Source organism: Cupriavidus sp. MEYA8, from assembly GCF_059278825.1.
In genome coordinates, this window is record NZ_CM181222.1 from 1814210 (window position 1) to 1838738 (window position 24529).

At 68.5% G+C, this 24529-nt stretch carries 19 protein-coding genes; 14 read left to right on the forward strand and 5 right to left on the reverse strand.

The window, feature by feature from the left end; genetic code table 11:
• Window positions 1–157: 157 nt before the first annotated feature.
• The 7 genes from AC5WJ1_RS25390 (at window position 158) to AC5WJ1_RS25420 (ending at window position 10340) form a co-directional block, all read left to right on the forward strand.
• Complete coding sequence (locus AC5WJ1_RS25390) at window positions 158–1369, forward strand: acyl-CoA dehydrogenase family protein (RefSeq protein WP_133094337.1); 1212 nt, start codon at window positions 158–160, stop codon at window positions 1367–1369.
• A 103-nt stretch (window positions 1370–1472) separates the two neighbouring features.
• On the forward strand, window positions 1473–2090 hold the full coding sequence (locus AC5WJ1_RS25395; RefSeq protein ID WP_135702946.1) for a cysteine dioxygenase family protein: 618 nt from the start codon (window positions 1473–1475) through the stop codon (window positions 2088–2090).
• Entirely contained in the window at window positions 2087–3715 is a 1629-nt protein-coding gene (locus AC5WJ1_RS25400; protein WP_135702945.1) for a rhodanese-related sulfurtransferase, read from the forward strand. The genes AC5WJ1_RS25395 and AC5WJ1_RS25400 overlap by 4 nt, the downstream gene beginning before the upstream one ends.
• Window positions 3716–3951: 236 nt before the next feature.
• Window positions 3952–4353, forward strand: coding sequence for a cobalt-zinc-cadmium resistance protein (locus AC5WJ1_RS25405; protein WP_133094340.1), 402 nt, complete (start codon window positions 3952–3954; stop codon window positions 4351–4353).
• A 225-nt stretch (window positions 4354–4578) separates the two neighbouring features.
• A complete protein-coding gene (locus AC5WJ1_RS25410) occupies window positions 4579–6054 on the forward strand; it encodes a TolC family protein (RefSeq protein ID WP_135702944.1) in 1476 nt (491 codons plus the stop codon).
• 2 nt (window positions 6055–6056) lie between these two features.
• Window positions 6057–7217, forward strand: coding sequence for an efflux RND transporter periplasmic adaptor subunit (locus tag AC5WJ1_RS25415; RefSeq protein WP_133094342.1), 1161 nt, complete (start codon window positions 6057–6059; stop codon window positions 7215–7217).
• 6 nt (window positions 7218–7223) lie between these two features.
• On the forward strand, window positions 7224–10340 hold the full coding sequence (locus AC5WJ1_RS25420) for an efflux RND transporter permease subunit (protein ID WP_135702943.1): 3117 nt from the start codon (window positions 7224–7226) through the stop codon (window positions 10338–10340).
• A gap of 830 nt (window positions 10341–11170) precedes the next feature.
• Here AC5WJ1_RS25420 and AC5WJ1_RS25425 read toward each other — a convergent pair.
• The 3 genes from AC5WJ1_RS25425 to AC5WJ1_RS25435 form a co-directional block, all read right to left on the reverse strand.
• The gene (locus tag AC5WJ1_RS25425; RefSeq protein ID WP_133094344.1) at window positions 11171–11755 is read right to left on the reverse strand and encodes a class I SAM-dependent methyltransferase; all 585 of its coding nucleotides are present in this window, start codon (window positions 11753–11755) and stop codon (window positions 11171–11173) included.
• A 2-nt stretch (window positions 11756–11757) separates the two neighbouring features.
• Window positions 11758–12108, reverse strand: a complete 351-nt coding sequence (locus AC5WJ1_RS25430) for a mechanosensitive ion channel protein MscS (protein WP_133094345.1) — start codon at window positions 12106–12108, stop codon at window positions 11758–11760.
• Window positions 12109–12370: 262 nt separating this feature from the next.
• On the reverse strand, window positions 12371–14830 hold the full coding sequence (locus AC5WJ1_RS25435) for a DUF3772 domain-containing protein (protein WP_135702942.1): 2460 nt from the start codon (window positions 14828–14830) through the stop codon (window positions 12371–12373).
• Window positions 14831–15325: 495 nt separating this feature from the next.
• Between AC5WJ1_RS25435 and AC5WJ1_RS25440 the strand changes: the two genes are divergently transcribed.
• From AC5WJ1_RS25440 to AC5WJ1_RS25455, 4 genes are all read left to right on the forward strand, one after another.
• Window positions 15326–15997 (forward strand): alpha/beta hydrolase, encoded by a 672-nt coding sequence (locus tag AC5WJ1_RS25440; RefSeq protein WP_494476656.1) that lies wholly within the window; start codon window positions 15326–15328, stop codon window positions 15995–15997.
• Window positions 15998–16123: 126 nt separating this feature from the next.
• Window positions 16124–16888, forward strand: coding sequence for a BON domain-containing protein (locus AC5WJ1_RS25445; RefSeq protein ID WP_494476657.1), 765 nt, complete (start codon window positions 16124–16126; stop codon window positions 16886–16888).
• 93 nt (window positions 16889–16981) lie between these two features.
• Complete coding sequence (locus tag AC5WJ1_RS25450; RefSeq protein ID WP_133094349.1) at window positions 16982–18121, forward strand: DSD1 family PLP-dependent enzyme; 1140 nt, start codon at window positions 16982–16984, stop codon at window positions 18119–18121.
• A gap of 2 nt (window positions 18122–18123) precedes the next feature.
• A complete protein-coding gene (locus AC5WJ1_RS25455) occupies window positions 18124–18717 on the forward strand; it encodes a uracil-DNA glycosylase family protein (protein ID WP_135702940.1) in 594 nt (197 codons plus the stop codon).
• A gap of 28 nt (window positions 18718–18745) precedes the next feature.
• Here AC5WJ1_RS25455 and AC5WJ1_RS25460 read toward each other — a convergent pair whose 3' ends face one another.
• A complete protein-coding gene (locus tag AC5WJ1_RS25460; RefSeq protein WP_133094351.1) occupies window positions 18746–20068 on the reverse strand; it encodes a sensor histidine kinase in 1323 nt (440 codons plus the stop codon).
• 9 nt (window positions 20069–20077) lie between these two features.
• A complete protein-coding gene (gene cqsA, locus AC5WJ1_RS25465) occupies window positions 20078–21382 on the reverse strand; it encodes an alpha-hydroxyketone-type quorum-sensing autoinducer synthase (protein WP_133094352.1) in 1305 nt (434 codons plus the stop codon).
• 459 nt (window positions 21383–21841) lie between these two features.
• On the opposite strand from cqsA, the gene AC5WJ1_RS25470 reads away from it, so the two are divergent.
• Genes AC5WJ1_RS25470 through AC5WJ1_RS25480 form a run of 3 tightly spaced genes read left to right on the forward strand, consistent with a single transcriptional unit; the run spans window position 21842 to window position 24500 of the window.
• Window positions 21842–22777 (forward strand): dioxygenase family protein, encoded by a 936-nt coding sequence (locus tag AC5WJ1_RS25470; protein ID WP_133094353.1) that lies wholly within the window; start codon window positions 21842–21844, stop codon window positions 22775–22777.
• Window positions 22778–22817: 40 nt separating this feature from the next.
• Complete coding sequence (locus tag AC5WJ1_RS25475) at window positions 22818–23567, forward strand: SDR family NAD(P)-dependent oxidoreductase (protein WP_135702939.1); 750 nt, start codon at window positions 22818–22820, stop codon at window positions 23565–23567.
• Between the two features lie 48 nt (window positions 23568–23615).
• Entirely contained in the window at window positions 23616–24500 is an 885-nt protein-coding gene (locus AC5WJ1_RS25480; protein ID WP_135702938.1) for a beta-keto acid cleavage family enzyme, read from the forward strand.
• The last annotated feature ends 29 nt before the right edge of the window (window positions 24501–24529 follow it).

The following is a 24529-nucleotide window of genomic DNA, read 5'->3' on the forward strand; positions in this document are numbered from 1 at the left end:
CGCGCGGCGACTAACGAATAAAAACGACGGACCATATTCAATAAGCGTCGTTTCCGGAACGCGGGTGCGGCGCTACGCTATGCGGCATTCGCGGCAATCGGCTCAAGCATCAGCAAGTTGCCCGCATTGCCAGCCATCCCTCCCGGAGTTCCGTTCCATGTCTTCGACGTCTTCCCTGCGCCGCCTGCCCGCCAGCGCCGCGCGCCTTGGCGAAGTGCTGGCCGAACTGTCCGCGCGCTTCGCCGCCGGCGCCGCCGCGCACGACGCCGCCGCCAGCTTTCCGCATGACAATTTCGCGCAGCTGCACGCGCAAGGCCTGATCGCGCAGGTGGTGCCGCGCGACTACGGCGGCGGCGGGGCAGGGCTGGCGCAGGCGCGCCGCATCATCGCGGCCGTCGCCGGTGGCGACCCGGCCACGGCGCTGGTGCTGACCATGACCTACTTGCAGCATCGCGCCATCGCTCGCCCCGATTCGCACTGGCCGCATGTGGTGCGCGCGCAGGTCTTTGCCGATGCGGTGCAGGACGGGGCGCTGATCAACGCGCTGCGGGTCGAGCCCGAGCTCGGCTCCCCTGCGCGCGGCGGCCTGCCCGCCACCATCGCCACGCAGGTCGGCGATGGCTGGCGCCTGAGCGGCCGCAAGCTGTACAGCACCGGCATCCCCGCGCTGCGCTGGCTGGCGGTATGGGCACGCACCGACGAGCCGCAGCCGCGCGTGGGCGTGTTCCTGGTGCCGGGGCCGGCCGCGGGCGTGGCCGGGGTGCGCATCGTGGAGAACTGGAACCACCTGGGTTTGCGCGCCTCGGGCAGCCACGAGACCGTGCTCGACAATATCTGGATCCCGCCCGACCACGCCGTCGATATCCGCCCGCCCGCCGCGTGGGCGCCGGCGGGTGCGAGCCAGGCCGACATCGACGCCAATGCCGACCAGCAGGCGTGGATGACCGTGCTGCTCGGCAGCCTCTATGACGCCGTGGCGCGCGCCGCCGGGTCGTGGGTGCGCGGCTTCGTGCGCGAGCGCGCACCCGGCAGCCTGGGCGCGCCGCTGGCGACGCTGCCGCGCGTGCAGGAATCCATCGGCGAGATCGCCGCGCTGCTGCGGACCAACCAGGTGCTGCTCGACGATGCCGCCGCGCGCGCCGACGGCAATGCGCCACCTGCCACCGCCGACAGCGGCCTGCTCAAGTTCACCGTGACCGGCAATGCGATTCGCGCGGTGGAACTGGCGCTGCAGCTTGCCGGCAACCACGGCCTGAGCCGCAACAATCCGCTCGAGCGGCACTATCGCGACGTGCTGTGCAGCCGCATCCATACGCCGCAGAACGATTCGATCCTGGTCGCTGCCGGCAAGCACCAGCTGGGGCTGTAGGGGCATGCAGTGCTGGCATGAACGCGGGCGCCGCGCCGTGTTATGTTTGCAGCGGCAGCGCCCCGCAGAGGGCCCGAACACAGAACCACCCCGGAGGCATTCCATGAGCAGTTCCCCCGAAGCCAGCGGGCTCGCACCGCTGCGCGATTTCATCACCGGCCTGGCCGCGCTGCTGGACCAGCATCCCGACGAGCCGCGCATCCTGCGCGAGGGCGGGGCGCTGCTGGCGCGGCTGGTGGCACGCGACGACTGGCTGCCCGAGGCGTGGGCCGAGCCGCACCCCGAGTACTACCAGCAGCACCTGCTGCATTGCGATTCCGGCGAGCGCTTCTCGATCGTCAGCTTTGTCTGGGGCCCGGGGCAGCGCACGCCCATCCACGACCACACCGTATGGGGCCTGATCGGCATGCTGCGCGGCGCGGAGGACTCGCAGCCCTTCGTGCTCGACGCCGAAGGCCGCCCCGTGCCGCATGGCGAGCCGGTGCGGCTGCTGCCCGGACAGGTAGAAGCCGTGTCGCCGGCCGTGGGCGACATCCATTGCGTCAACAACGTGCATGACGACCGCGTCTCGGTCAGCATCCATGTGTACGGCGCCAATATCGGCGCGGTGCGCCGCTCGGTCTACGCCGAGGACGGCACGCGCAAGCCCTTTATCTCCGGGTATTCCAACCGGACCCTGCCTAACCTGTGGGACTGTTCCCGCGAAGACCGGAAGTCATGACCATCCAGCACGCTACGCAAGCCGCCGCCACGGCGATCCCCATCTTCACTCGCGCGCAGGTGCGCCAGGCCCTGCTGGCCGGCGCCGAGATCGCACTGATCGACGTGCGCGAGGAAGACCCCTTCGCGCAGGCGCATCCGCTGTGGGCCGCCAACTTCCCGCTGTCGAAGCTTGAGCTGGAAGCGTGGCCGCGCATCCCGCGCCGCGATACGCTGATCGTGGTCTACGGCGAGCACGCCGGGGAAGACCTGGCGCCGCGCGCCGCGGCGGTGCTGCAAACGCTGGGCTATACCAACGTGCACCGGCTTGAAGGCGGCCTGGCCGCCTGGATCGCCGAGGGCGGTGAGGTGTTCCGCGACGTCAACGTGCCGAGCAAGTCGTTCGGCGAAGTGGTCGAGGCAGAACGCCATACGCCCTCCCTGTCCGCCGAGGAAGTGCAGGCTCTGATCGACAGCAAGTCCGACGCGGTGATCGTCGACGCGCGCCGCTTCGACGAGTACCAGACCATGAGCATTCCCACCGCCACCAGCGTGCCCGGCGCCGAACTGGTGCTGCGCGTGCGCGAGCTGGCGCCCGATCCGCGCACGCGGGTGATCGTCAACTGCGCCGGCCGCACGCGCAGCATCATCGGCACGCAGTCGCTGGTCAACGCCGGCATTCCCAACCCGGTTGCGGCGCTGCGCAACGGCACCATCGGCTGGACGCTGGCGGGCCAGCAGCTCGACCACGGCGCCAGCCGCCGTGCGCCCGCCGAAGTGAGCAGCGGCAACCGCGACAGCGCCCGCAGCGGCGCGCGCGAGATCGCCGACCGCGCCGGCGTGCGCCGCATCGCGCTGGGGGCGTTGGCATCGCTGGAGGAGCCTGGCCGCACCGTGTACCGCTTCGACGTACGCACGCCGGAGGAATTCGCCGACGGCCACCTGCCTGGCTTCGTCAATGCGCCCGGCGGACAGCTGGTGCAGGAGACCGACCACAACGCCCCCGTCCGCGGCGCGCGCATCGTGCTGGCCGATGACGACGACGTGCGCGCCGGCATGACCGGTTCATGGCTGGCGCAGATGGGCTGGGAGGTCTGGGTGGTGGAGCCGGCCGATGCGGCCGAGCGCGGCGAGAGCGGCGCGGTGGCGGCAGACGTGCCGGTGCCGCCAGCGGTGCCGGCGGTCGCACCCGCCGAACTGGCCGCGTGGCTAGACGAGGACGCGGACGGCAGCACCGTGGTGCTCGACTTCACCGCCAGCGCCAACTACGTCAAGCGCCATATCCCCGGCGCGTACTTCGTCATCCGCGCTCAGCTGGCCGATGCGCTGGCGCGCATCCCGCAGGCGCGGCGCTATGTGCTGACTTGCGGCTCCAGCCTGCTCGCGCGCTTTGCCGCCGCCGACCTGCAGCGGCTGACCGATGCGGAAGTGGTGGTGCTGGAAGGCGGCACGCAGGCGTGGATCGCGGCCGGGCTGCCGCTGGAGTCCGGCGAGACGCACCTGGCGTCAGAGCGCACCGACCGCTATCGCCGGCCGTATGAAGGCACCGACAATCCGCGCGAGGCGATGCAGGGCTACCTGGACTGGGAGTTCGGGCTGATCGCGCAACTGGAGCGCGACGGGACCCACGGGTTCAGGGTGGTGTAGGGCCGCCCGGTCTTCTGAGACCCGCGGCTGTCCGAAACCCTGGCTCAGGGTTATCCCGGGCTTTTCAACGATCTGCTGGTAAAATCGCGCTATTGATATGCATCTTTTCGCTGCATTGCGGAACGAACGTAACGATTCTCTGTCAATCGTAATCGTTACGTTACAATGCTGTCCCGCAGCACGGCCGGTGCCCGTCCGAAAGGGCGCTTCCGCCCCGTGCTCCAAGCCCCCGACCCATGCGATTGTTGTTCCTGCTGCTGACTGCCATGTGCCTGTCACTGCTCTCCTTTGGGGCGGTGGCGGACGCGCGCACGTCGGTGCAGCCGCAGGTCCAGGCCAGTACCGAACTGGCCGCGCTGCAGTCGGTGGACGACATGGGTCGCGTCATCGTGCCCGGCGACGATGGGCTGCATGACGACGACATCTGCGAGGACCCGCCGCCCGGGTATTGCAATATCTGGTCGGCCGACCTGCTCGACCCGCTGGACCTGCTGGACGAAATCGAAGAATCCAGTGCCCTCATTGCCTTGCCCCCGGTGAAGCTGCTGCTGCCCGCCGGGGATGTCGCGCAATATCCCCCAGGCCGCGCCGAACCGCCGCCTTCGGCCTTCTTCCGGCCGCCAATAACCCGCTCCTGAGCGCCGGGCGTTCCACGCCTTGCCGCTCCCCCGCGCGCACGCGCTGCCTCCGCAGCTGCCGTGCCGCGGGCCGCGCCCCCTTGCCTGATAACGCCAGCCTGCCCGCCGCTACCGCGCGCGGGTAAGCCGCTGCCGTGGTCCGTCCCGCCGTGATTCCCAGCCGTGATTCGCGCCGGGGCGCGCGGCGGCATGGCGCAGGCGTCGTATTGCTTGCATTCCGGACTCATGACAACAACCAAGCTGACCCTGATCGCGTCGCTTTCGCTGCTCGCGTTCGCCGCTGCCCAGGCCCATGCCGGTGAGCAGGGCGCCGCCCCGGCGAAGGCCGCGGGGGCAGCGGGCACCACGCCCGCCGCCCCGGCCGCACCGCTCTCCAAGCCTTCCGCGAAGATTTCCGCCGCCCCGGCACTCACTCCCGGCGCCGAGCTGCTTGCGTCCACGGCCGTGCCCAAGGCGGCATCCGCACGCCCCGCGGGTACCGCGGCCGGACCCGCTTTCTCGCTGCCGCAGCTGCTCGACATGGCGCAGTCGACCAACAAGGGCGTCGCCGCGGCCGAGGCCAATGTCGATGCTGCCAGCGCCGCCATCAGCAGCGCGCGCGCCTATCCCAATCCGCAGGTCGAGGTGATGTACGGCCGGCTGTCCGGCAAGCAGCCCGGCGTGACCAGCGGCAATGCGCCCAGCTACGCCGTGGTGCAGAAGCTGGACTACCCGCACCAGCGCAGCTTGCGCGAGGCCATGGCCTCGCGCGGCCTGGAGTCGTCGCAGGCGGCCCGCCAGGGTTTCCGCGCCGACCTCGCCGCGCGCGTCAAGACCTCTTACTACGACGTGCTGCGCCGCGAAAGCGAGCTGCATGCCGCGGAAGAAGACCTGGCGATGATGCGGCAGATCCATTCGCGCGCACGCCTGCGCGTGGAGGTTGGCGAAGCGCCGCGCTATGAACTGATCAAGGCCGAGACCGAGCTGCTGGCCTCGCAGAAGAGCCAGCAGACCGCCGAGCTGCGCGTGAACCAGGCCAAGGCCGCGCTGCGCCAGCAGGTCGGCGGCGCCATGCCGGGCCAGTTCTCGCTGGACGGCACGCTGGGACAGTCGCCGGACGTGCCGCCGCTGCCGGTGCTGCGCGACACCATGGCCGCGAGCAATGCCGAGCTGGTCCAGCGCCGCACGGAGCTGGAGCGCGCCCGCCTGGGCGTCGACTACCAGCGCTCGCTGCGCTGGCCGGAAGTGGCGGTGCGCGCCAGCACCGACCGCCAGCCCGACAACAACGTCTCGCAGATCGGCCTGGTCATGACCATCCCGCTGTGGGACCGCCGCCGCGGTCCCGTGGGCGAGGCCACCGCGCAGGCGACGCAGGCGCAGAGCGCGCTGGAAATGCGCGAGTTCGAGCTGACGCAGGAACTGGAATCGGCCTACCGCCAGTACGAGATCACGCAGGCGCAGGTGACCGCGCTGGAGTCCGGCATCGTGCGCGAGGCCGAGTCGGCGCTGGGCGTGGCCGAGTCCGCCTATCGCTTCGGCGAGCGCGGCATCCTGGACTTCATCGATGCCCAGCGCGTGCTGCGCAGCGCGCGCAACGAGCTGATCGCCGCCCAGTACGAGCAGCAGCTGGCCGCCATCCAGATCGAAAAGCTCTTGTCGACCGCCCCCGGCGCCACCGCCGCGCCGGGCCTGCCGCCGACCTCCACCATCGAACAGAAATAACCATGCGTCCCAATTTCCTGCTTTCGCTGACGGCCGCCGCCGTCCTGACGTTCAGCCTGGCGGCCTGTTCCGACAAGCCTGAACCCGTTGCCGAGGCGCCCAAGCTGCCGCCCGGCGTGATCCAGCCGGAAGGCAACCTGCAGCAGTCGCTGAAAGTGGCGCCGGTGAGCACCTCCCCGTTCAGCGAGATGCTGCGCGTGGCCGGCCGCATCGACTTCGACGAGCAGCGCGTATCGCGCATCGGCGCCAGCGTGACCGGCCGCGTCACCGACCTGTATGCCACGCTGGGCCAGGAAGTGAAGGCCGGCCAGGTGCTGGCGCGCCTGCACAGCAGCGAGCTGGGCGCGGCGCAGATGTCGTTCCTGAAGAGCGAGGCGCAGCACGAGCTGCAGGTGCGCAACGCCGAGCGCGCGCGCCAGCTGTTTGCCGCCGACGTGATCGGCCGCGGCGAGCTGCAGCGCCGCGAGAGCGAGCTGGCGATCGCCTCCGCCGAGATGCGCGCCTACCGCGACCAGCTGCGCGTGCTGGGCATGTCGCAAGGCTCGATCGCAGAGCTGGCCAGGAACGGCAGCATCAACTCGCATTCGCCGGTGTATTCGAGCATCAGCGGCACCGTGGTCGAGCGCAACGTGGCGCAGGGCCAGGTGGTGCAGCCGGCCGACGCGCTCTACACCGTGGCCGACCTGTCGCGCGTGTGGGTCGTGGCCGAGGTGCCCGAGCAACAGGCCGCGCAGGTAGCCGAAGGGCAGAGCGTTGAGATCGAGGTGCCGTCGCTGGCCAACGGCAAGGGCGGCAACACCATCACCGGCAAGCTGATCTACGTGGGCCGCACGGTCAACCCGCAGTCGCGCACGGTGCTGGTCCGCACCGAGCTCGAGAACCGCGAAGGGCGCCTTAAGCCCGCCATGCTCGCCAGCATGCTGATCGCCGGCAAGCCGCAGGACCAGCTGGTGATTCCCGCGGCCTCGGTGGTGCGTGACGGCAACGACGAGCTGGTCTATGTCGAGATGCCGGGCAACAAGTTCCGCCTGACCAAGGTCAAGCTGGGCGCCGAGAGCGACGGCATGCGCGTGGTGCAGAACGGCGTGAAGGCCGGCGACCGCATCGTGGTCGATGGCGCGTTCCACCTGGACAACGAGCGCAAGCGCATCGAGCAAGGGTAATCGGACATGATGAAATCCCTAGTCGAAGCCGCCATCAAGCAGCGGCTGGTGGTTTGCGTGCTGGCCGTGGTGCTGTTCTTCTTCGGCCTGCGCGCTGCCACCAAGCTGTCGGTGGACGCCTTCCCCGATGTGACCAACGTGCAGGTGCAGATCGCGACCGAAGCCGCGGGCCGCTCGCCCGAGGAAGTCGAGCGCTTTGTCACCGTGCCGGTGGAAATGGCAATGACGGGCCTGCCCGGCCTGGAAGAGATGCGCTCGCTGAACAAGGCGGGCCTGTCGCTGATCACGCTGGTGTTTACCGACGCCACCGACGTGTACTTTGCACGCCAGCTGGTGATGGAGCGCCTGATCGAAGTGGGCGGGCGCATGCCGGAAGGCGTGTCGCCGGTGCTGGGCCCGGTCTCGACCGGCCTGGGCGAGGTCTACCAGTACACGCTGGACCGTGCCGACGACGGCAACGGCGAGCTGACGCAGGAAGAGCTGGCCGAGCGCCGCATTGCCCAGGACTGGGTGGTGCGCCCGCTGCTGCGTTCGATCCCCGGCGTGGCCGAGATCAACTCGCAGGGCGGCTACGTGCGGCAGTACCAGGCGCTGGTCAACCCGGAGCGCATGCGCCATTACGACGTGTCGATCCAGCAGGTCTACCAGGCGCTGGCGCGCAACAACGCCAACTCCGGCGGCGGCGTGCTGCCGCACTACGCCGAGCAGTACCTGATCCGCGGCGTCGGCCTGGCCAAGGGCGTGGAGGACCTCGGCAGCATCGTGCTGAAGGAAGTCAACGGTACGCCGGTCTACCTGCGCGACGTGGCCAACGTCTCCATCGGCCATGAGGTGCGGCAGGGCGCGCTGGTCAAGAACGGCCAGACCGAGGCCGTCGGCGGCATCGTCATGATGATGCGCGGCGGCAATGCCAAGGAAGTGGTCAGCCGCGTGAAGGCACGCGTGGCGGAGATCAACGAACGCGGCATGCTGCCCGGCAAGCTGCAGATCGTGCCGTACTACGACCGCAGCGAGCTGGTCGATGCCGCGTTGTGGACGGTGACCAAGGTGCTGCTCGAAGGCGTGGTGCTGGTGGTGATCGTGCTGTTCCTGTTCCTGGGCGACGTGCGTTCGTCGGTGATCGTGCTGGCCACGCTGGTGCTGACGCCATTGCTGACGTTCATGGTGATGAACCACGTGGGGCTGTCGGCCAACCTGATGTCATTAGGGGGCCTGGCAATTGCCATCGGCCTGATGGTCGACGGCTCGGTGGTGGTGGTCGAGAACGCGTTCGAGCGATTGGGACACAAGGAGCCGGGCCTCACCAAGACCGAGATCCTGGTCAAGGCCGTGCAGGAAGTGGCCACGCCGGTGATCGTCGGCGTGGGCATCATCATCCTGGTGTTCCTGCCGCTGATGACCCTGTCCGGCATGGAAGGCAAGATGTTTGCGCCGCTGGCGTTCACCATCTCGATCGCGCTGGCGATCTCGCTGATCCTGTCGCTGACGCTGTCGCCGGTGCTGTCGTCGTACCTGCTCAAGGGCGGCGCCGAGCATGACACGCGCGTGATTGCATTCATGAAGCGCCACTACCTGCGCATGCTGCACTGGGCGCTGGGCAACAGCCGCAAGACCGTGCTCAGCGCAGTGGGCGCGTTCGTCGCGACGCTGCTGATCGTGCCGCTGCTCGGTACGTCGTTCATTCCGGAGATGAAGGAAGGCTCGATCGTTCCCGCGATCGACCGCGTGCCGAACATCTCGCTGGAAGAGTCGATCAAGCTGGAAAAGGAAGCCAACAGGCTGGTGCTGGGCGTGCCCGGCGTCAAGTCGGTGGTGTCCGGCGTGGGCCGCGGCGAAAGCCCGGCCGACCCGCAGGGCCAGAACGAATCGACCCCGATCGCCAGCCTGAAGGACCGCGACCAGTGGCCCGACGGGTGGACCCAGGACGATATCGCCAACGCCATTCGCGAGAAGCTCAAGGCCATCCCCGGCGTACAGATCGTGATGGCGCAGCCGATCTCGGACCGCGTCGACGAAATGGTCAGCGGCGTGCGTTCGGACGTGGCGGTGAAGGTGTTCGGCGACGACCTCGACAAGCTGCGTGAACTCGCGGGCGAGATCTCGCGCGTGGCAGGGGGCATCCAGGGCTCGCAGGATATCCGTATCGAGCGCGTCTCGGGCCAGCAATACTTGTCGATCGAAATCGACCGCCAGGCGATTGCGCGCTACGGGCTGAACGTGTCGGACATCCATGACGTGATCGAGATTTCGATCGGCGGCAAGCGCGCCACGGACATCTTCGAAGGCGAACGCCGCTTTGCCGCCGCCGTGCGCCTGCCGGATGACTTCCGCAACAACGTGCAGTCGATCCGGCAGCTGCTGGTGAACGCGCCGGACGGCACGCAGGTGCCGCTGCAGAGCGTGGCCAGGATCGAAGTCAACGACGGCCCGGCGCAGATCAGCCGCGAAATGGCCAAGCGCCGCGTCGTGGTGATGATCAACGTGAAGGATCGCGATCTCGGTGGCTTCGTTGCCGAACTGCAGCAGGCCACTGCGTCCAAGGTCAAGTTGCCGGAGGGCTACTACCTGGAGTGGGGCGGCCAGTTCCAGAACATGGAACGCGCCATGGGCCACCTGAAGATCATCGTGCCGGTGACCATCGCTGCGATCTTCTTCCTGCTGTTCCTGCTGTTCAACTCGCTGCGCTTTGCCACGCTGATCATCACGGTGCTGCCGTTCGCATCGATCGGCGGCATCATCGGGCTGTTCGTCACCGGGGAATACCTGTCGGTGCCGGCGTCGGTGGGCTTTATCGCGCTGTGGGGCATGGCCGTGCTGAACGGGGTGGTGCTGGTGTCGTATATCCGTTCGCTGCGCGATTCGGGCTTGTCGCTTGATGAGGCGGTGGTGCAGGGGGCGACGCAGCGGTTCCGACCGGTGATGATGACTGCGACCATTGCGATGCTGGGGTTGGTGCCGTTCTTGTTCTCTACCGGGCCTGGCTCGGAAGTGCAGCGGCCGCTGGCGGTGGTGGTGATCGGCGGGTTGATTACGTCGACGTTGCTGACGCTGGTGATGGTGCCGACTTTGTATCGGTGGTTTGATGATCGGAAGCCGGATCCTACTAGGGATGTGCCGGTTTAAGGTTTTGTTTGTGTTTAGGTTTTAGGTAGTGGGACGCCCTGTGCGCTGGTTGCGTGTGGGGCGTTTTTTTTGGTTATGCTGCGGCTGGCATCTGGCGGTGCTTGATATGCCCTGTTCCGCCCTAAAGGGCGGGTAACTCTTTGTCCGAGCGACAAAGAGTCACCAGAAAGCGCGTTTACGGCCCTGCGGGCGGCCACTCTTATCGTAGTGGGCTGGGGCTTTCGTACGGGGCTTTGCTTCGTTGCAGGGCAGGACTGCCTGACGCCTTGGTGCGCCACGGTGGTTTGGGATTGACTCGGTTGTTGAACGAGCCCAGAGCTGTTGAGTGGCCCCTGCTGCGGGCGGCGTGGTAGGAACGCCTGCGGCTGCGCTGCGCGCGAGTCCTAGTTGGTTTGCTGGGCTGGGCGATATGTTATGCCCTAAACACAAAATTTCTGACAGGCCCCCGAGCCCAGGCCCCTGACCTGCGATACTGCCGGCGCGCAGCGCAGCCGCAGGCGTCCCCGCGTTGACGCCAGCAGTAGGGGCCAATCACAGCTCTGGGCTCGTTCAATCACCGCGTCAATCCCGAGCCACCGTGGCGCACCAAGGCGTCAGGCAGTCCTGCCCTGCATCGAAGCCCAGCCCCGTACGAAATCCCACGCATACTACGATAAGAGTGGCCGCCCGCAGGGCCGTCAACGCGTTTTTGGTTACTTTTGCCGCTCGGGCAAAAGTGACTCGCCCCTTTAGGGGCGAAACCAGGGCATATCAAATCCCACCAGATGCCAGCCGCCACGCACAACAAAAACCACCAGACGCCTGCCCCTAAAAACCCAACCCCATCCCCCTCAAGCCAACCTCATCTCCAACTGCCTGGACCACAAATCCATCGTGAAATCCGGCTCCTGGTGATGAATATGCCGATACAGCCCGTGCTGCGCACCAATCGCATCATGCACCGCCTGCGCCGTGATCTGCTGCTCGGCGAACAAATGCCGGAAATGGCAGGCGACAATGACGCCGTCATCGCTCAACGCACCCGCCGCCAGCGCCGCGACCTCGTGCCAGTCGGACTTCGGGAAGTAGTACCCCAATTCTGAAAACACGATCAGGTCAAACGATCCCTCGGGCCAATGCTGCGGCAGCTCACCCGTCAGCACCTGTACGTGGGCAAACTCCGCCACGCGTTGCCGCGCCTGCCCGGCAGCGCTGTCGGCAAGCTCCATTGCCACCAGCGCATCGCAGCGCGGCGCCAGTTCGACGGTAAGATGCCCGCCGCCGCAGCCGGGCTCGAACACGCGTGCGAAGCGTTCGCGCGGCAGCGTGGCCATCAGCAGCGCGCGCTTGCGTGCCTCGTACCAGCGCGTGCCGATGCCCCAGGGGTCGTCCTGCCGGCCGTACAGCCGGCTGAAGTATTCGCGATCGACCGGCATGATCAGTAGCCGTAGTAAGGCTGTTGCCGGTAGTAGCCGGACGGCTGCGGGCCGCACGGCACGTACGCGCGGTCGTAGTCGCTGTAGCAATAGCCCGGTGGCACCGCCGGCGCCGCGTACGAGACCGGCGCGGGGGCATAGGTGACCGGCGGCGCCACCGCCACCGGTGCGGCCACTACCGGCGCCGAGGCCAGCGCCGCGCCGAACGCCAGGCCGACCAGCGCGCCGACGGCAAGGACCGCGCCGGCATTCGACCCGCCGCCATGGTGGCGGCCGTGCGCGGACGCGGGGCCGGCGGCTACCAGCGCCACGGCCAGGGCGGCCGCGGCGACGATTCGGGTGGAGGGGCGCATGTCGGACTCCTTGTGATGCAGCTTGTGTTCCTGAATGATGGATGCAAACTGCCCGGCAAGGTGTTTCGCCGCGGAGGCCGACTTGTTAGCTTTGTAACGGGGCTTTTTTCAGGGACCGGTTTTTAACAGGCCGTAATACGGCCCCTGTCACCCACCCTGTCCGGAATCCACCCCGGGGATTTGGGCCAGTCCGCCCGGGCTCGCGCAGGGCGGGCGTACCGATGTCTTGAGCGCGGACCACCGGGCGGAGCGGTCGGCGGACTTACCCCGCCGCGTATGCGCGTTGCGATGCTTCGCCGAACGGCGGCAGGTTTTCCAGCCGCAGCGATTGCGGTTCGGTCAGTGCGATGTCCTCGGCGCGCAGCCGCTTGAGGATCTCGAACAACAGGTCGCTGCGCGTGGCCGCGGCGATGCGCGGGCTGCCGACGTAGCCCGTCACCGACAGCGTGATGCCGTTGGAAGCGAGCTGGCTGAACATGACCGACGGCGCCGGCACGTCCAGGATGGACTCGTTTTCCTTGTAGACATCGAGCAGCAGGTCGCGCAGCTGTTCCGGATCGGTATTGAGCGGGAATGTCAGCTGCAGCGATGCCACGCCCTGCGTGCTGTTGCTCATGGTCACATTGCGCACGTTCTGCGAGATCAGCTGCGAGTTGGGCACGATCACAGTCGAGCGGTCGCCCAGCTGGATTTCGGTCGCGCGCACATTGATGCGGCGGATGTCGCCCTCCACGCCGGCCAGGCTGACCATGTCGCCTACCTTGACCGGGCGCTCGGTCAGCAGGATCAGGCCCGAGACAAAGTTTTTCACGATCTCCTGCAGGCCAAAGCCGATGCCCACCGACAGCGCGCTGACGATCCACGCCAGGTTGTCCCAGCGCACGCCCAGCAGCGACAGCGTCAGCAGCACCAGCAGCACATAGCCGACATTGCTGAACAGCGTGATCAGCGATGCGCGCAGCCCCGGCTCGCTGCACACCTTGGGCAGCAGTTCCGCATCGAGCCAGCGCCGCACCGAACGCAGCAGCCAGATGCCCACGCCGAGCGCCAGCACCGCATTCAGGATTCGCTCCGGCATGATGTTCAGGCTGCGCAGCTTCTCGCCGCCCAGCACCATCAGCAGGCTGTTGAGCAGGTCCGCCGGCGTGGTGCCGAAGCCGCCGGTCAGCAGCGCCACCACTGCCACCAGCAGCAGCACGCTGGCGCCGATGCCCGACAGGACGGTCGAGGCCTGCTCCAGATGCGAATCGTCCACGCCGAACAGCTGCTTGATGACGCGGCCGCTGGCGTGGTTGGTCGACAGCACGGCCTCGCAGACATCGCGCGTGACCTGCGTCAGCAGGTACAGGCTGCACAGCACGATGTCGAACCAGACCAGCTCATAGGTCAGGAAGCGCGCGAAGCTGATATAGCCGGCCAGCAGCGCGACCATCGACACGATCACCAGCACGGTCACGGCGGCGTGGATCATGCCGGCCAGCGTGGCGCGCGCCTCCGGGCGTTCGCCCGCGGCGGCGAGTTCGTTGCGCACGCGGTTGGCGCGCAGCAGCGCCGCGCCGATGGTCAGCACCACCACCAGCGACACCAGCCCGCGGCCCAGCAGCGTGACCTGCAGGCTGGTGTCGGCGATGCGGTTGATCTGCTCGAGCGTGCCGGCCAGCAGCAACAGGCCAGCCAGCACGGCGGGGAAGGGCTTCATCGCCAGCGCGACCGGATCGGCCAGCGCAGGCAGGCGCCAGCTGGGGTGGCGCGTGCACAGCAGCGCGCGCCCCAGCCCGACGATCAGCGCGCTGGTCATCGTCAGCTTGACCAGCTGCGCGTAGAGCGCCATCACGTCGGGCGGCAATTCATAGTTGCGAGCGAAGGCGTGGTAGACCAGCTGCACCGCGAGACCTGTGGTGCAGACCGTTGCCAGCGTGGTCGCCAGCGCCAGCGCGCTGCGGCGCAGGCGCGTCTCGGGCAGCCGGGTCAGGCAGAACCACGCCAGCGCGCGCTCGGCAAGGCGCCGCCCCAGCGTCCATACCGCCAGCGCGAGCAGCAGCAGGGCCACCGTGGCCGCGCGTTGCGACGGCTGCCACGCCAGCTGCAGCATCGGCTCCACCTGGTCGCGGAAGCCGTCCAGCCGCGCCTGGTCTTCCGGCGGCGGGCTGAACAGCGGCTGCCAGAACTGCGGGTTGAGGATGCTTTCCGAGCGCAGCGCGAGCTGGTCTTTCAGGTGGCCGCGCTCCAGCCGGGCCAGTTGCTCGCTCAGGTTGGCGATGTTCTCCTTGCTCTCGGCAGCCTGCTTGAGATGCGCGTCGAGCTGCGTGCGGCGCGTGTTCAGCTCGGCGCGCTGCTTCATCACCGCGGGAGCTTCCCTGGTGGTGCCGTCGACCGGTGGCGGACCGAGCACGTCGAGCTGTGCCTGCAACTGTTCGCGCTGCGGCTTCAGGGCGGCGCCGAGCTTGTCGGCGTCGGCATCCAGCCGCCGCAGCGTCTCTTGCAGGTCATGCAGCTTGGTATTGCCGTCGGGGTCGGAGGCCTGCTGCTTGACGCTGTCCTGCTCGGTCTGCAGGCGCTTGAGTTCGGCGTTGGCTTCGGCGTGGGTCAGCGCGGGCGCTTGTGCGGCGGCCTCGGCTTCCGATGCGGTCCCTGCGGCATGGACGGCGGGCAGGGTGACCGGCATCAGGTGGCATAGCGCAGCGAGCGCAAGGCCCAGTGCGAGCCGTGAAGCTTTGCTCATGGCGGATTCTCGTCGGATGGTGACGGCTTGCGGCGCTCCGGCGGCGGATGGAAATGGCAAGGCACGGTGCGGGCAGGGCCACATGGCGCTGCATCGCGATTCCGCTGCGGAACGGCCGGGACACCGGCGATGAACACGGGAAGGGATGGCTGCGTACAGTCCATCCGCTTCGGCGAATTTGGGTCAGCCACGAGAAAGGCCTGCGGGCGAAGCCGCAAGCGGGCAATGCGTGGCACGGGTCGTGCTGACCGATCGCGGCGGGACCATTTTCGGAGCCGCCACGGCTCGGGGCATTATACGAAAGCGTTCAGGTCACACGTCCCGCACAGGCGGCGCATGGGGCACCGGCGGGCAGAATTTTGCGCATCGGTGCCGTGCGCGGCCGTGCGTGGCCGTGCGAGGAAACAGCGCGGGCGGCATGTTCGCCACAATCGCATTACCATCACGGCTTTCGCGCGCCGGCAATCGGCTCGCCCGACATTGCAAGGAGCATTCATGGGAGTACCGTCTGCCACGGAAACGGCGCACCTGGCTGGCGCCGCCGGGCCGATCGAGATGCTGGTCGACCGTCCCGCCGGCACGCCGCGCGGGATCGCGGTGGTGTCGCATCCGCACCCGCTGCTGGGCGGCTCGGCCACGCATAAGGTGCCGCACCAGTTGGCCAAGGCGCTGCTGGCGCGCGGCTTCCTGACCGTGCGGCCCAACTTCCGCGGCGTGGCGGGCTCGGGCGGCGAGCACGACCAGGGCCACGGCGAGACCGGCGACATGCTGGCCGTGGTGGCGCAGTTGCGCGACGACCACCCCGGCCTGCCGCTGGCGCTGGCGGGCTTTTCTTTCGGGGCGTTCGTGATGGCGCAGGTGGCCGCCACGCTGGCGGCGCAGGGCGTGCCGGTCCGTCACCTCGTGCTAGCCGGCCTGCCGTATGGCACGGTCAAGGCCCATCGCAGCTATGACACGCCGGCAGTGCCGGCCGATTGCCTGGTGGTGCATGGCGAGCGCGACGAGCGCGCGGAATTGTCGGCGCTGTTCGACTGGGCCCGACCGCAGGCGCTGCCGGTGGTGGTGGTGCCGGGCGCCGATCATTTCTTTACCGGCAAGCTGCCGTTGCTGGTGCGCATCGTCGGCCAGTACCTCGACCGGCCCGCCGGGGATGGACGAAGCGCATGACGTTGTTGCGCATCGTGTAAAAACTGCGTCCCGCGGCGCTGCCGGAGCGCCACGCGGCCAGCACCGGCGCAAGGGCATGTTTTGTGCTACCGATATCAGGCTAGGACGTCAGATCGGAGGCAATCCATGAAAGACTATCCACCGTCGGAAATCCGGGGAACCTGGCGCCACCGCGGCTACGATGAGCCCGACGATACCCGCCAGGCACGCCACTGGCGCAGCGGCGACACTGGCGGCTCGCCGTATGGCTATGGCGAGGCCCGCTATGGCCTCGAGGATGAAGATGACGAGCGCCCCACGCGCCCTTCGCGCTGGGCCGCGCAAGCGGGGTCGCGCCGCATGCCCAAGGGCTACCAGCGCACCGACGCCCGCATTCGCGATGACCTGTGCGAACGGCTCGCGCACGCCGATGACGATGTCTCGGATGTCACCGTCGACGTCGGCTCGGGCATCGTCACGCTGGCCGGCACCGTCCGGGACCGCGACGCCAAGTTCCGCATCGAGCAAATGGCCGAGGATGTGCTCGGCGTCAGTGAAGTGCGCAATAACATCCAGATGGTGCGGCCCGGCAGCAGCGGCGGTAGCGGCGGCAGTGGCGAAATCGGCGAGCGTGCCGGCCGCGCAGCGCGTGGCGAGGATCAGGATCAGGGTCAGGGTCAGCAGCGGGTCGGCCAGTCCACCGGCCAGCGCCGGCAGGTCGGTTCCCCGGCCGGCGACGTGCTGTACATCGTGCAAGGCTGGGACGGTCGTTTCCTCGCTAACGAGCGCGGCGAGGCGGTGATGGTGAGGTCGATCGCGCAGGCCGGCCTGTTCGATGATGCCGATGTGGCCCGCGCCGCTGCCGCGGAACACTGCGGACGCGGCTATCGCCTGCTGGCCACGCGCCGCTAGCGCGTTTTGCGCGCGCAAGCCTGTGCGCAAGGGGCACGCCGGTGTTATCGTGAGGGGCCCACGGCAAGCACTGCCGCAACCGGGCCCCATACCATGCATGAAGCCAGCGTTCTCCGGCCGCCGCACGCGGCGGTCGGCCAATCGTTGTCAGCGTTGCCCACGCCTGCGCTGCTGATCGAACTCGATGCCTTTGAAGCCAACCTGGCGCGCATGGCGGAACTTGCCGAACGCGCCGGCGTAGCGCTGCGCCCGCATGCCAAGGCGCACAAGTCCGTGGCGATCGCGCAGCGGCAGGTCGATGCGGGCGCGGTCGGCATCTGCTGCCAGAAGCTGTCCGAGGCGTATCCCTTTGCCGCCGCCGGCATCGGCAGCATCCACCTGAGCAATGAATTCGTCGGCGCCGACAAGGCCGCAATGGCCGCCGAACTGGCGCGCCACACGCGCTTGTCGATCTGCGTGGACGATGCGCGCCAGGTCAGCCAGGTCGGCGCCGCCGCGGCGCGCGCCGGCGTGCGCATTGCGGTGTTGCCGGAGGTGGACGTGGGGCAGGGCCGCTGCGGCGTGGACAGCGACGAGGCCTTGCTGGCGCTGGTCGATGCGATCGGCGCCGAAGCCGCACTGGATTTCGGCGGCCTGCAGGGCTATCACGGCGGCATCCAGCATATCGAGGCCTGGGCGCAGCGGCGCGAAGCCGCGCAGCGCGCGGCCGAAGCCACCGCCGGCTACCTGCGCGCGCTGGAGCGGCGCGGGCTGCGCTGCCCGGTGGTGACCGGCGGCGGCACCGGCACCGCCGAATTCGACCTGGAGAGCGGCGTCTACACCGAGATCCAGCCGGGCTCGTACCTGTTTCTCGACGGCCATTACGGCTCGCTCGAATGGGAGGGCGCGCTGCGGCCGCTGCATTCCCTGTTCGTGGCAGCCACCGTGATGAGCGCGGCGCGCGCCGGCGTGGCGGTGTGCGATGTGGGGCTGAAGTCGGTCGCGGTCGATTCCGGATTGCCGCACGTGTGGCCGCGCGATGCCGATGGCGCGCTGGAGTACGTTGCCGCCAACGACGAGCACGGTGTGCTGACGGTGACCGGCGCCGACAGCCGCGACCTGCTGGGCGAGCGGCTGTGGCTGGTGCCGGGCCATTGCGATCCCACCGCCAACCTGCACGATGCCTATGCCTGCGTGCGCGGCGAGCGCGTGGAAGCGGTTTGGGCCATCGAGGGGCGCGGGCTCAGCCGCTGATTTTGCCTCGTACCCGATCCACCAGGCTTGACCGGCTCCTCGCCGACATTGCCGGCTGCCACGCCTGTGCCTTGCCGCACGAGCCCAGGCCGGTGGTGCAGGCCGGCGCCCATGCGCGCCTGCTGATCGTCGGCCAGGCGCCCGGGCGCCGCGTGCATGAAACCGGCATCCCCTGGAACGATCCTTCCGGCGACCTGCTGCGCACCTGGCTGCAACTGACGCCCGAGCAGTTCTATGACGCCGGCAAGGTGGCGATCGTGCCGATGGGGCTGTGCTATCCGGGCAAGGGCGCCAGCGGCGACCTGCCGCCGCGGCGCGAATGCGCGCCGCTGTGGCATGCGCCGCTGCTGGCGTCCATGCCGGAAATCCGGCTGACGCTGCTGGTCGGCCGCCACGCACAGGCTTACTACCTCGGCAGCCGGGCCGGGGCGACGCTGGCCGATACCGTCGCCGCCTGCGCCGACTACCTGCCAGCATTCTTCCCGCTGCCGCACCCCAGCCCGCGCAACCGCTTCTGGCTGCAACGCCATCCGTGGTTCGACACAGACGTGCTGCCGCGGCTGCGGCGGCAGGTGGCGCTGGCGCTGTCCGGCTGATGCCGCTCAGTGGTCCCTCAGTGGTCCCTCAGTGATCCCTATGCGGGAAGCGGATGTTGAACTCCGTGAACTCGTGCTCGACGGAACGGCAGCTGATGCCCGCGCCCCAGCTGGTCAGCACGTTCTGGCAGAAGGCCAGCCCGATGCCGGTGCCGCGGTGCGCCGGGTAGGAGAAGAACGGTTGGAACATGCGCGCCAGCACCTGCGGTGGCACCCCGGTCGCGGTGTCGCGGAAGGTGACGTGCACCCCGTCCGGCCGCACCTCGCAGCAGATCCGGATATCGCCCTTGCCGGCGCGCTTGATCGCTTCGAGCGCGTTCTTCAGCAGGTTGGTCACGACCAGCCCGAACAGCTGCGCGTTGCCGAGCACGCGCACCGGGCCGGGCAGGTCGAACGCGACGATGTCGCGGCCCGGCTCGTCGAACGGAAACCGGGCGATGGCATCGCGGATCACGCCGCCCAGCTCGAACAACTCGCGCGTGGCCTGTTCCGGGTTCTTGGAGTTGGACACCAGCAGCTCGATGCTGTTGCTGATATGCGCGATGTCGGACTCCATGCGCGCCACCGCCTGCATCAGCCCCTCGCGGCGTGGCGCATCCTGGTCCAGCGCCGCCGGCAGCCGCGCCTTGAGGCCGCTCGCGCTGACGCTCAGGCTGGTCAGCGGCGTACGTAGCTCATGCGCGACGGTGGCCAGCGCCGCGGCCATGCCGCGCCGCTTCTGCTCGATCAGCAGCTGGCGGTCGAGCTTGATCACCACCAGCACCGAGATCACGAAGCCGATGATCGGCAGCTGCAGCAGCACCGGCTCCCATGGAATCCCGCCCATGGAATTGCCGGCCAGCACGAACAGCGCCACCGCGGCGGCCGCGCCGGACAGCAGCGAGATGGTCGCGAACGCCGTATTGAAGTGATAGAGGATCACCACGGCGATGATGACCGACTCGGCCCAGGCCATCGAGCCGCCGTTTTCCAGGTACAGGAAGATGAAGGCGAACGGCATGCCCACCGTGATCGCAAACAGCGCGTAGGGCGGCAGCCAGCGGCGGTGCGAGAACGCCCTGGCAAACAGCAGCGGCACGAACAGCGCGGTGCAGACCAGGCGCAGCCACAGGTTCTCGTAGGGCTGCGGGAACACGTACGACCAGATCAGGTAATAGAGCGGGTGACCGATGACCCCCAGCGCGCCCACCATCTGGATGCGCCGCAGCCGGATGACGCTTTCCTCGTCGAGCAGGATGGCCCGCGCCGCGGTATCGAACACCGCCTGCCAGGCCCGGCGGGCAAGGCTGGCAAGTCCCGGCAGACCGGAACGGCGCTTGCGGCCGCCCGAGTCGGCCAACTCTGCTTCCATCTCCAACGGCTACTCCTCGCGGGAGCTTGCGGCGAGCTCCTCTTTGGGATTGGGGGATTTGCGCCGGCTGCGGCGCGTCGATGACCATTCTTCCAGGCGCACCTCGTCGCGGATACTGGCGAGAACGCTGACCAGCCGGTCGATTTCACCGGCGCTAAGTTTCGCATGCAGGGTAAGTCGCATCAATGCCCGATTCTTGGGGGTTGCCGGCGAACAGAATACCGCGCCGAAGATGCCGCGCTGCTGCAGCGCGTTGCGCAGGACCATCACCTGCGGCTCGGTGCCGGCCTCCAGCCCGATGATCTGCTCGGAGCCGTCGCTGATGTTGTACCCCAGCGCACCGATCGCTTCGCGGGTGGTGCGGGTGATCGCATGCAGCTGTTCGCGCCGCTGGTCCGCCGCGGCGATGAAGTCGATGGCGGCGTCGAACCACGCAACCTCGTGGCGCAGTAGCCCCGAACTGAAAATGGCCGGCCGCGACTCGACCGCGAAGAAGTCCTTGAACGTGCTGGAGCAGGTGACGAAGCCCGCGCGCCCGGCGAAGGCCTTGGCCAGCGACGCGGTGCGGAAATGCACCCGCTCCGACAACCCCAGCGCCGGTACCAGCCCGCCGCCCGATGGCCCATGAGTGCCGAGCGAGTGCGATTCATCGACCACCAGCACCGAACCCGTCGCCTCCGCCACCGCGACGTATTCCTCCAGCGGCGCCACGCTGCCGGTGGTGGAGTACACCGCGTCGACCATGATCACGCCGGGCCCGAAGCGTTCGGCCTGGCGGCGCGCATGGCCCACGTCGTTGTGGCGGATCGGCACGGCCTGCGCGCCGGCGGCGGTGATGCCTTCCCACAGCGAGGCGTGGCCGTTCATGTCGATATAGACCGGCACGCCCGGCCCGGCGATGCATTGCACCAGGCCGACGTTGGCGGCCCAGCCGGACTGCGCGATCAGCCCGTCCTCGGCCTGCATCAGGTTGGCCAGCTTGCGCTCGACGTGCCGTTGCGGCGTCTCGCCGTACTGGAACACGGACGACATCAGCAGCTCGGGCTGCTCGTTCAGCAGCGCGCGCGCCTGCGCCTCCAGCAACGGCCGCTCGCCCAGCAGGCAGAGGTAGTCGTTGCTGCTCAGGTGCAGCGCGTCGGGCCCCGGCTTGCGCCCGTGCAGCAGGTGGTCGCCACCCCAGAGCTTGCCCAGCCTGGCATCGAAATGCTCTGACATGCGTGCTGCGATCCACTGCGGCAGCGGCGGCGTGGTCACGCTGCGGGGGGGGCAGGGAACGGGGTGCGTCGGTTGCGGACGCTGGACGGCGGAGAACATCGGTTTTCCTCTGGTAGGTAGGAGGGATCGAAGGAGATCGCTGGCGGCATGGCCAGGAACCCGGGCATCGCAGGCACGTCGGGCTTTCTGCACGTCAGCGATTACTGTGCCAAGTCCTCGGCAACGATTGTGACCGGGCTTCCACCAGTCCAACGCTTGTATGAACGGGAGGGGCCACGCTGCCGTTGCATTGTGGCGCGACCAGCGCTCGCTGGCATGTCGGTATATCGCCGGTTAGTGCCTGGTAAGGCATATATAGGCAGGTGTACCCACAAATGCCACCCTCCGCGCGAGCGGGGACCGCCTAGGGTTTGTCCTGAAGACGAGGCGTAGCGGCTTGTTTTGATTGTGATTTCCGGCGGCGCGAAAGGGGGCGGGGCCCCGCCGGCCCGAACTTTCGCCTTGACCTCCGGTGCTGGCCGCCGATAATAATGCAAACGTTTGCAAAGGAGGAGTGACATGGAAACATCGATCGCGCGGCAGGTATCGCCGGCCCCGCGCCCCACGCTGATAGACGACGAACATTCGGTCACCGGCATCGTCCAGGCCGCGATGGCGGACACCGCCAGCCCACGCCTGCGCTTCGTCATGGATGCGCTGGTCCGCCATCTGCATGGCTTCCTGCGCGAGGCGCGCCTGACCGACGAAGAGTTCGAGTTCGCGCTGGGCTGGCTCGCCAGCCTTGGCCATGCGACGCATGCCACGCACAACGAGGTCGTGCTCGCGGCCGACGTCCTGGGTTTGTCGACCCTGGTGACGGTGATGAACAACAGCACCCGCGACGGCCGCACGCCCGGCGCCTTGCTGGGACCGTTCTACCGCGCCAACGCGCCGCGCTATGCCTGCGGCGACTGCGTGGTGCAGGACGACGCGCCCGGCCTGCCGCTGCTGGTCAGCGGCACCGTGCGCGGCACCGACGGCACGCCGCTGGCGGGCGCGCTGGTCGAGATATGGCAGGCCTCGCCGGTCGGCCTGTACGACAACCAGGACCCGACCCAGCCCGACCGCAACCTGCGCGGCTGCTTCCATGCCGATGCCGACGGCGGCTACCGCTTCCGCACGGTGCGTCCGGCCGGCTATCCGGTGCCGACCGATGGCCCGGTCGGCGCGCTGCTGGCCGCGCAACAGCGCCATCCGTACCGGCCGGCGCATATCCACTTCATCGTCGCCGCGCCGGGATACCGGACGCTGGTGACGCAGGTGTTTGCCGACGAGGCCGACAAGCTGGCCTCGGATGTCACCTTCGGCGTGCACCGGCAACTGGTCGGCACGCTGCAGCTGCACGACCAGGGCAGCAGCCCGTGGGGCGACGTGCCGGCGCCGTTCTACACGCTGGACTTCGACTTCACGCTGGAGCCGGGGCAGCAGACCTTTCCCAAGCCGCCGATCGACTGAACGCCGGCCGATTTCCTTTCACGCAAATTCAACTCCGAACATGAGCGCATCCCCCCTTTCCGGCAAGGTTGCCGTGATCCTCGGCGGCACCGGCAGCATCGGCTTTGCCGCCGGTGAAACGCTGGCCCGCCTCGGCGCGAGCATCGTCCTGACCGGCCGCGACGCCGACAAGGCGGCCAGCGCGGCGGCCGCGCTGCCGGCCGGCAACCATCTTGCCGCCGTCGCGGAAGTTGCCGACAGCGCCTCGCTGCGCGCGCTGGCCGACGAAGTCATCTGCCATTACTGCCGCGCCGACATGCTGGTCAATACCGCCGGCTTTACGCGGGCAATCCCGCACGCCGACCTCGACGCGCTCGACGACGCGCTGATCGACGAACTCTTTGCCATCAACTGGCGCGGCCAGTTCGCCGCGATCCGCGCCTTTGCGCCGCACCTGCGCGCCAGCGGCGACGGGCTGGTGGTCAACGTCGGCTCCATCGCGGGGCGCAACGGGCAGGGCAGCAACGTGGCGTACTGCGCGGCCAAGGCCGGGCTCGACGCCATGGCGATGTCGCTGGGGCGCGCACTGGCGCCGCAGATCCGCGTGCTGAACGTCTCGCCCGGCGTGGTCGACAGCGACTTCGTGCCCGGCCGCGACAGCAGCTTCAACGAGCGCGCCGCCAGGACGACGCCGCTGCAGCGCATCGGCCAGGCGCAGGACGTGGCCGATGCCATTGCCGCGTGCGCTACCTCGCTGCGCTTTGCCACTGGCACCACCATCGTCGTCGACGGCGGCAGGCAACTCGGCTAGCCCGGCGCCACGCTCCGTTTTTCTCTTGTTCTTCACCAACGTTCGCTCATGCACGCACGCAAGACCATCATCACCTGCGCGGTGACCGGCAATATCGTCACCCCCGAGCAGCATCCCGGCCTGCCGGTCACGCCGGCGCAGATCGCCGACGCCGCGCTCGAAGCCGCCGAAGCCGGCGCTGCCGCGGCCCATATCCACGTGCGCGATCCCGAAACGGGCCGCCCGTCGATGGCGCTCGAATACTACGCCGACGTCATCGACCGCATCCGCGCGCGCAACCGCACGCTGATCATCAACCTCACCACCGGACCCGGCGGCCGCTTCGTGCCGAGCGAGGACGAGCCGCGCGTGGCCGCGCCGGGCACCACGCTGCTGCCTCCGGGCAAGCGCGTCGAGCACATCACCGCGTTGCGCCCCGATGTGTGTTCGCTCGACCTCAACACCATGAATTCCGGGGGCGACGTGGTCATCAACACGCCCGCCAACGTGCGCAAGATGGCCGCCGCGATCCGCGCCGCCGGCGTCATGCCGGAGCTGGAGATCTTCGACTCGGGCGACCTCAACATGGCGCTCGACTTCATCCGCGACGGCGTGCTCGACGGGCCTGGCCTGTGGACCTTCGTGCTGGGCGTCAAATACGGCTTCGCGCCCACGCCCGAAACGATTTTCTATGCGCGCAACATGCTGCCCGCCGGCGCGCACTGGTCCGCCTTCGGCATCGGCCGCGCCGAATTCCCGATCGTGGCGCAGGCATGGCTGGCCGGCGGCCATGTGCGTGTCGGCCTGGAAGACAACATCTACCTGGAGAAGGGCGTGCTGGCCCCCAGCAACGCCGCGCTGGTCGCCAAGGCCCGCGACATCGTGCGCTCGCTCGGCGGCGAGATCGCGTCGCCCGCCGAGGCGCGCCGCACGCTGGGGCTGCGCGAAGCCTGAGCCTTGCCAACCGAATTGCCGATTCCTGA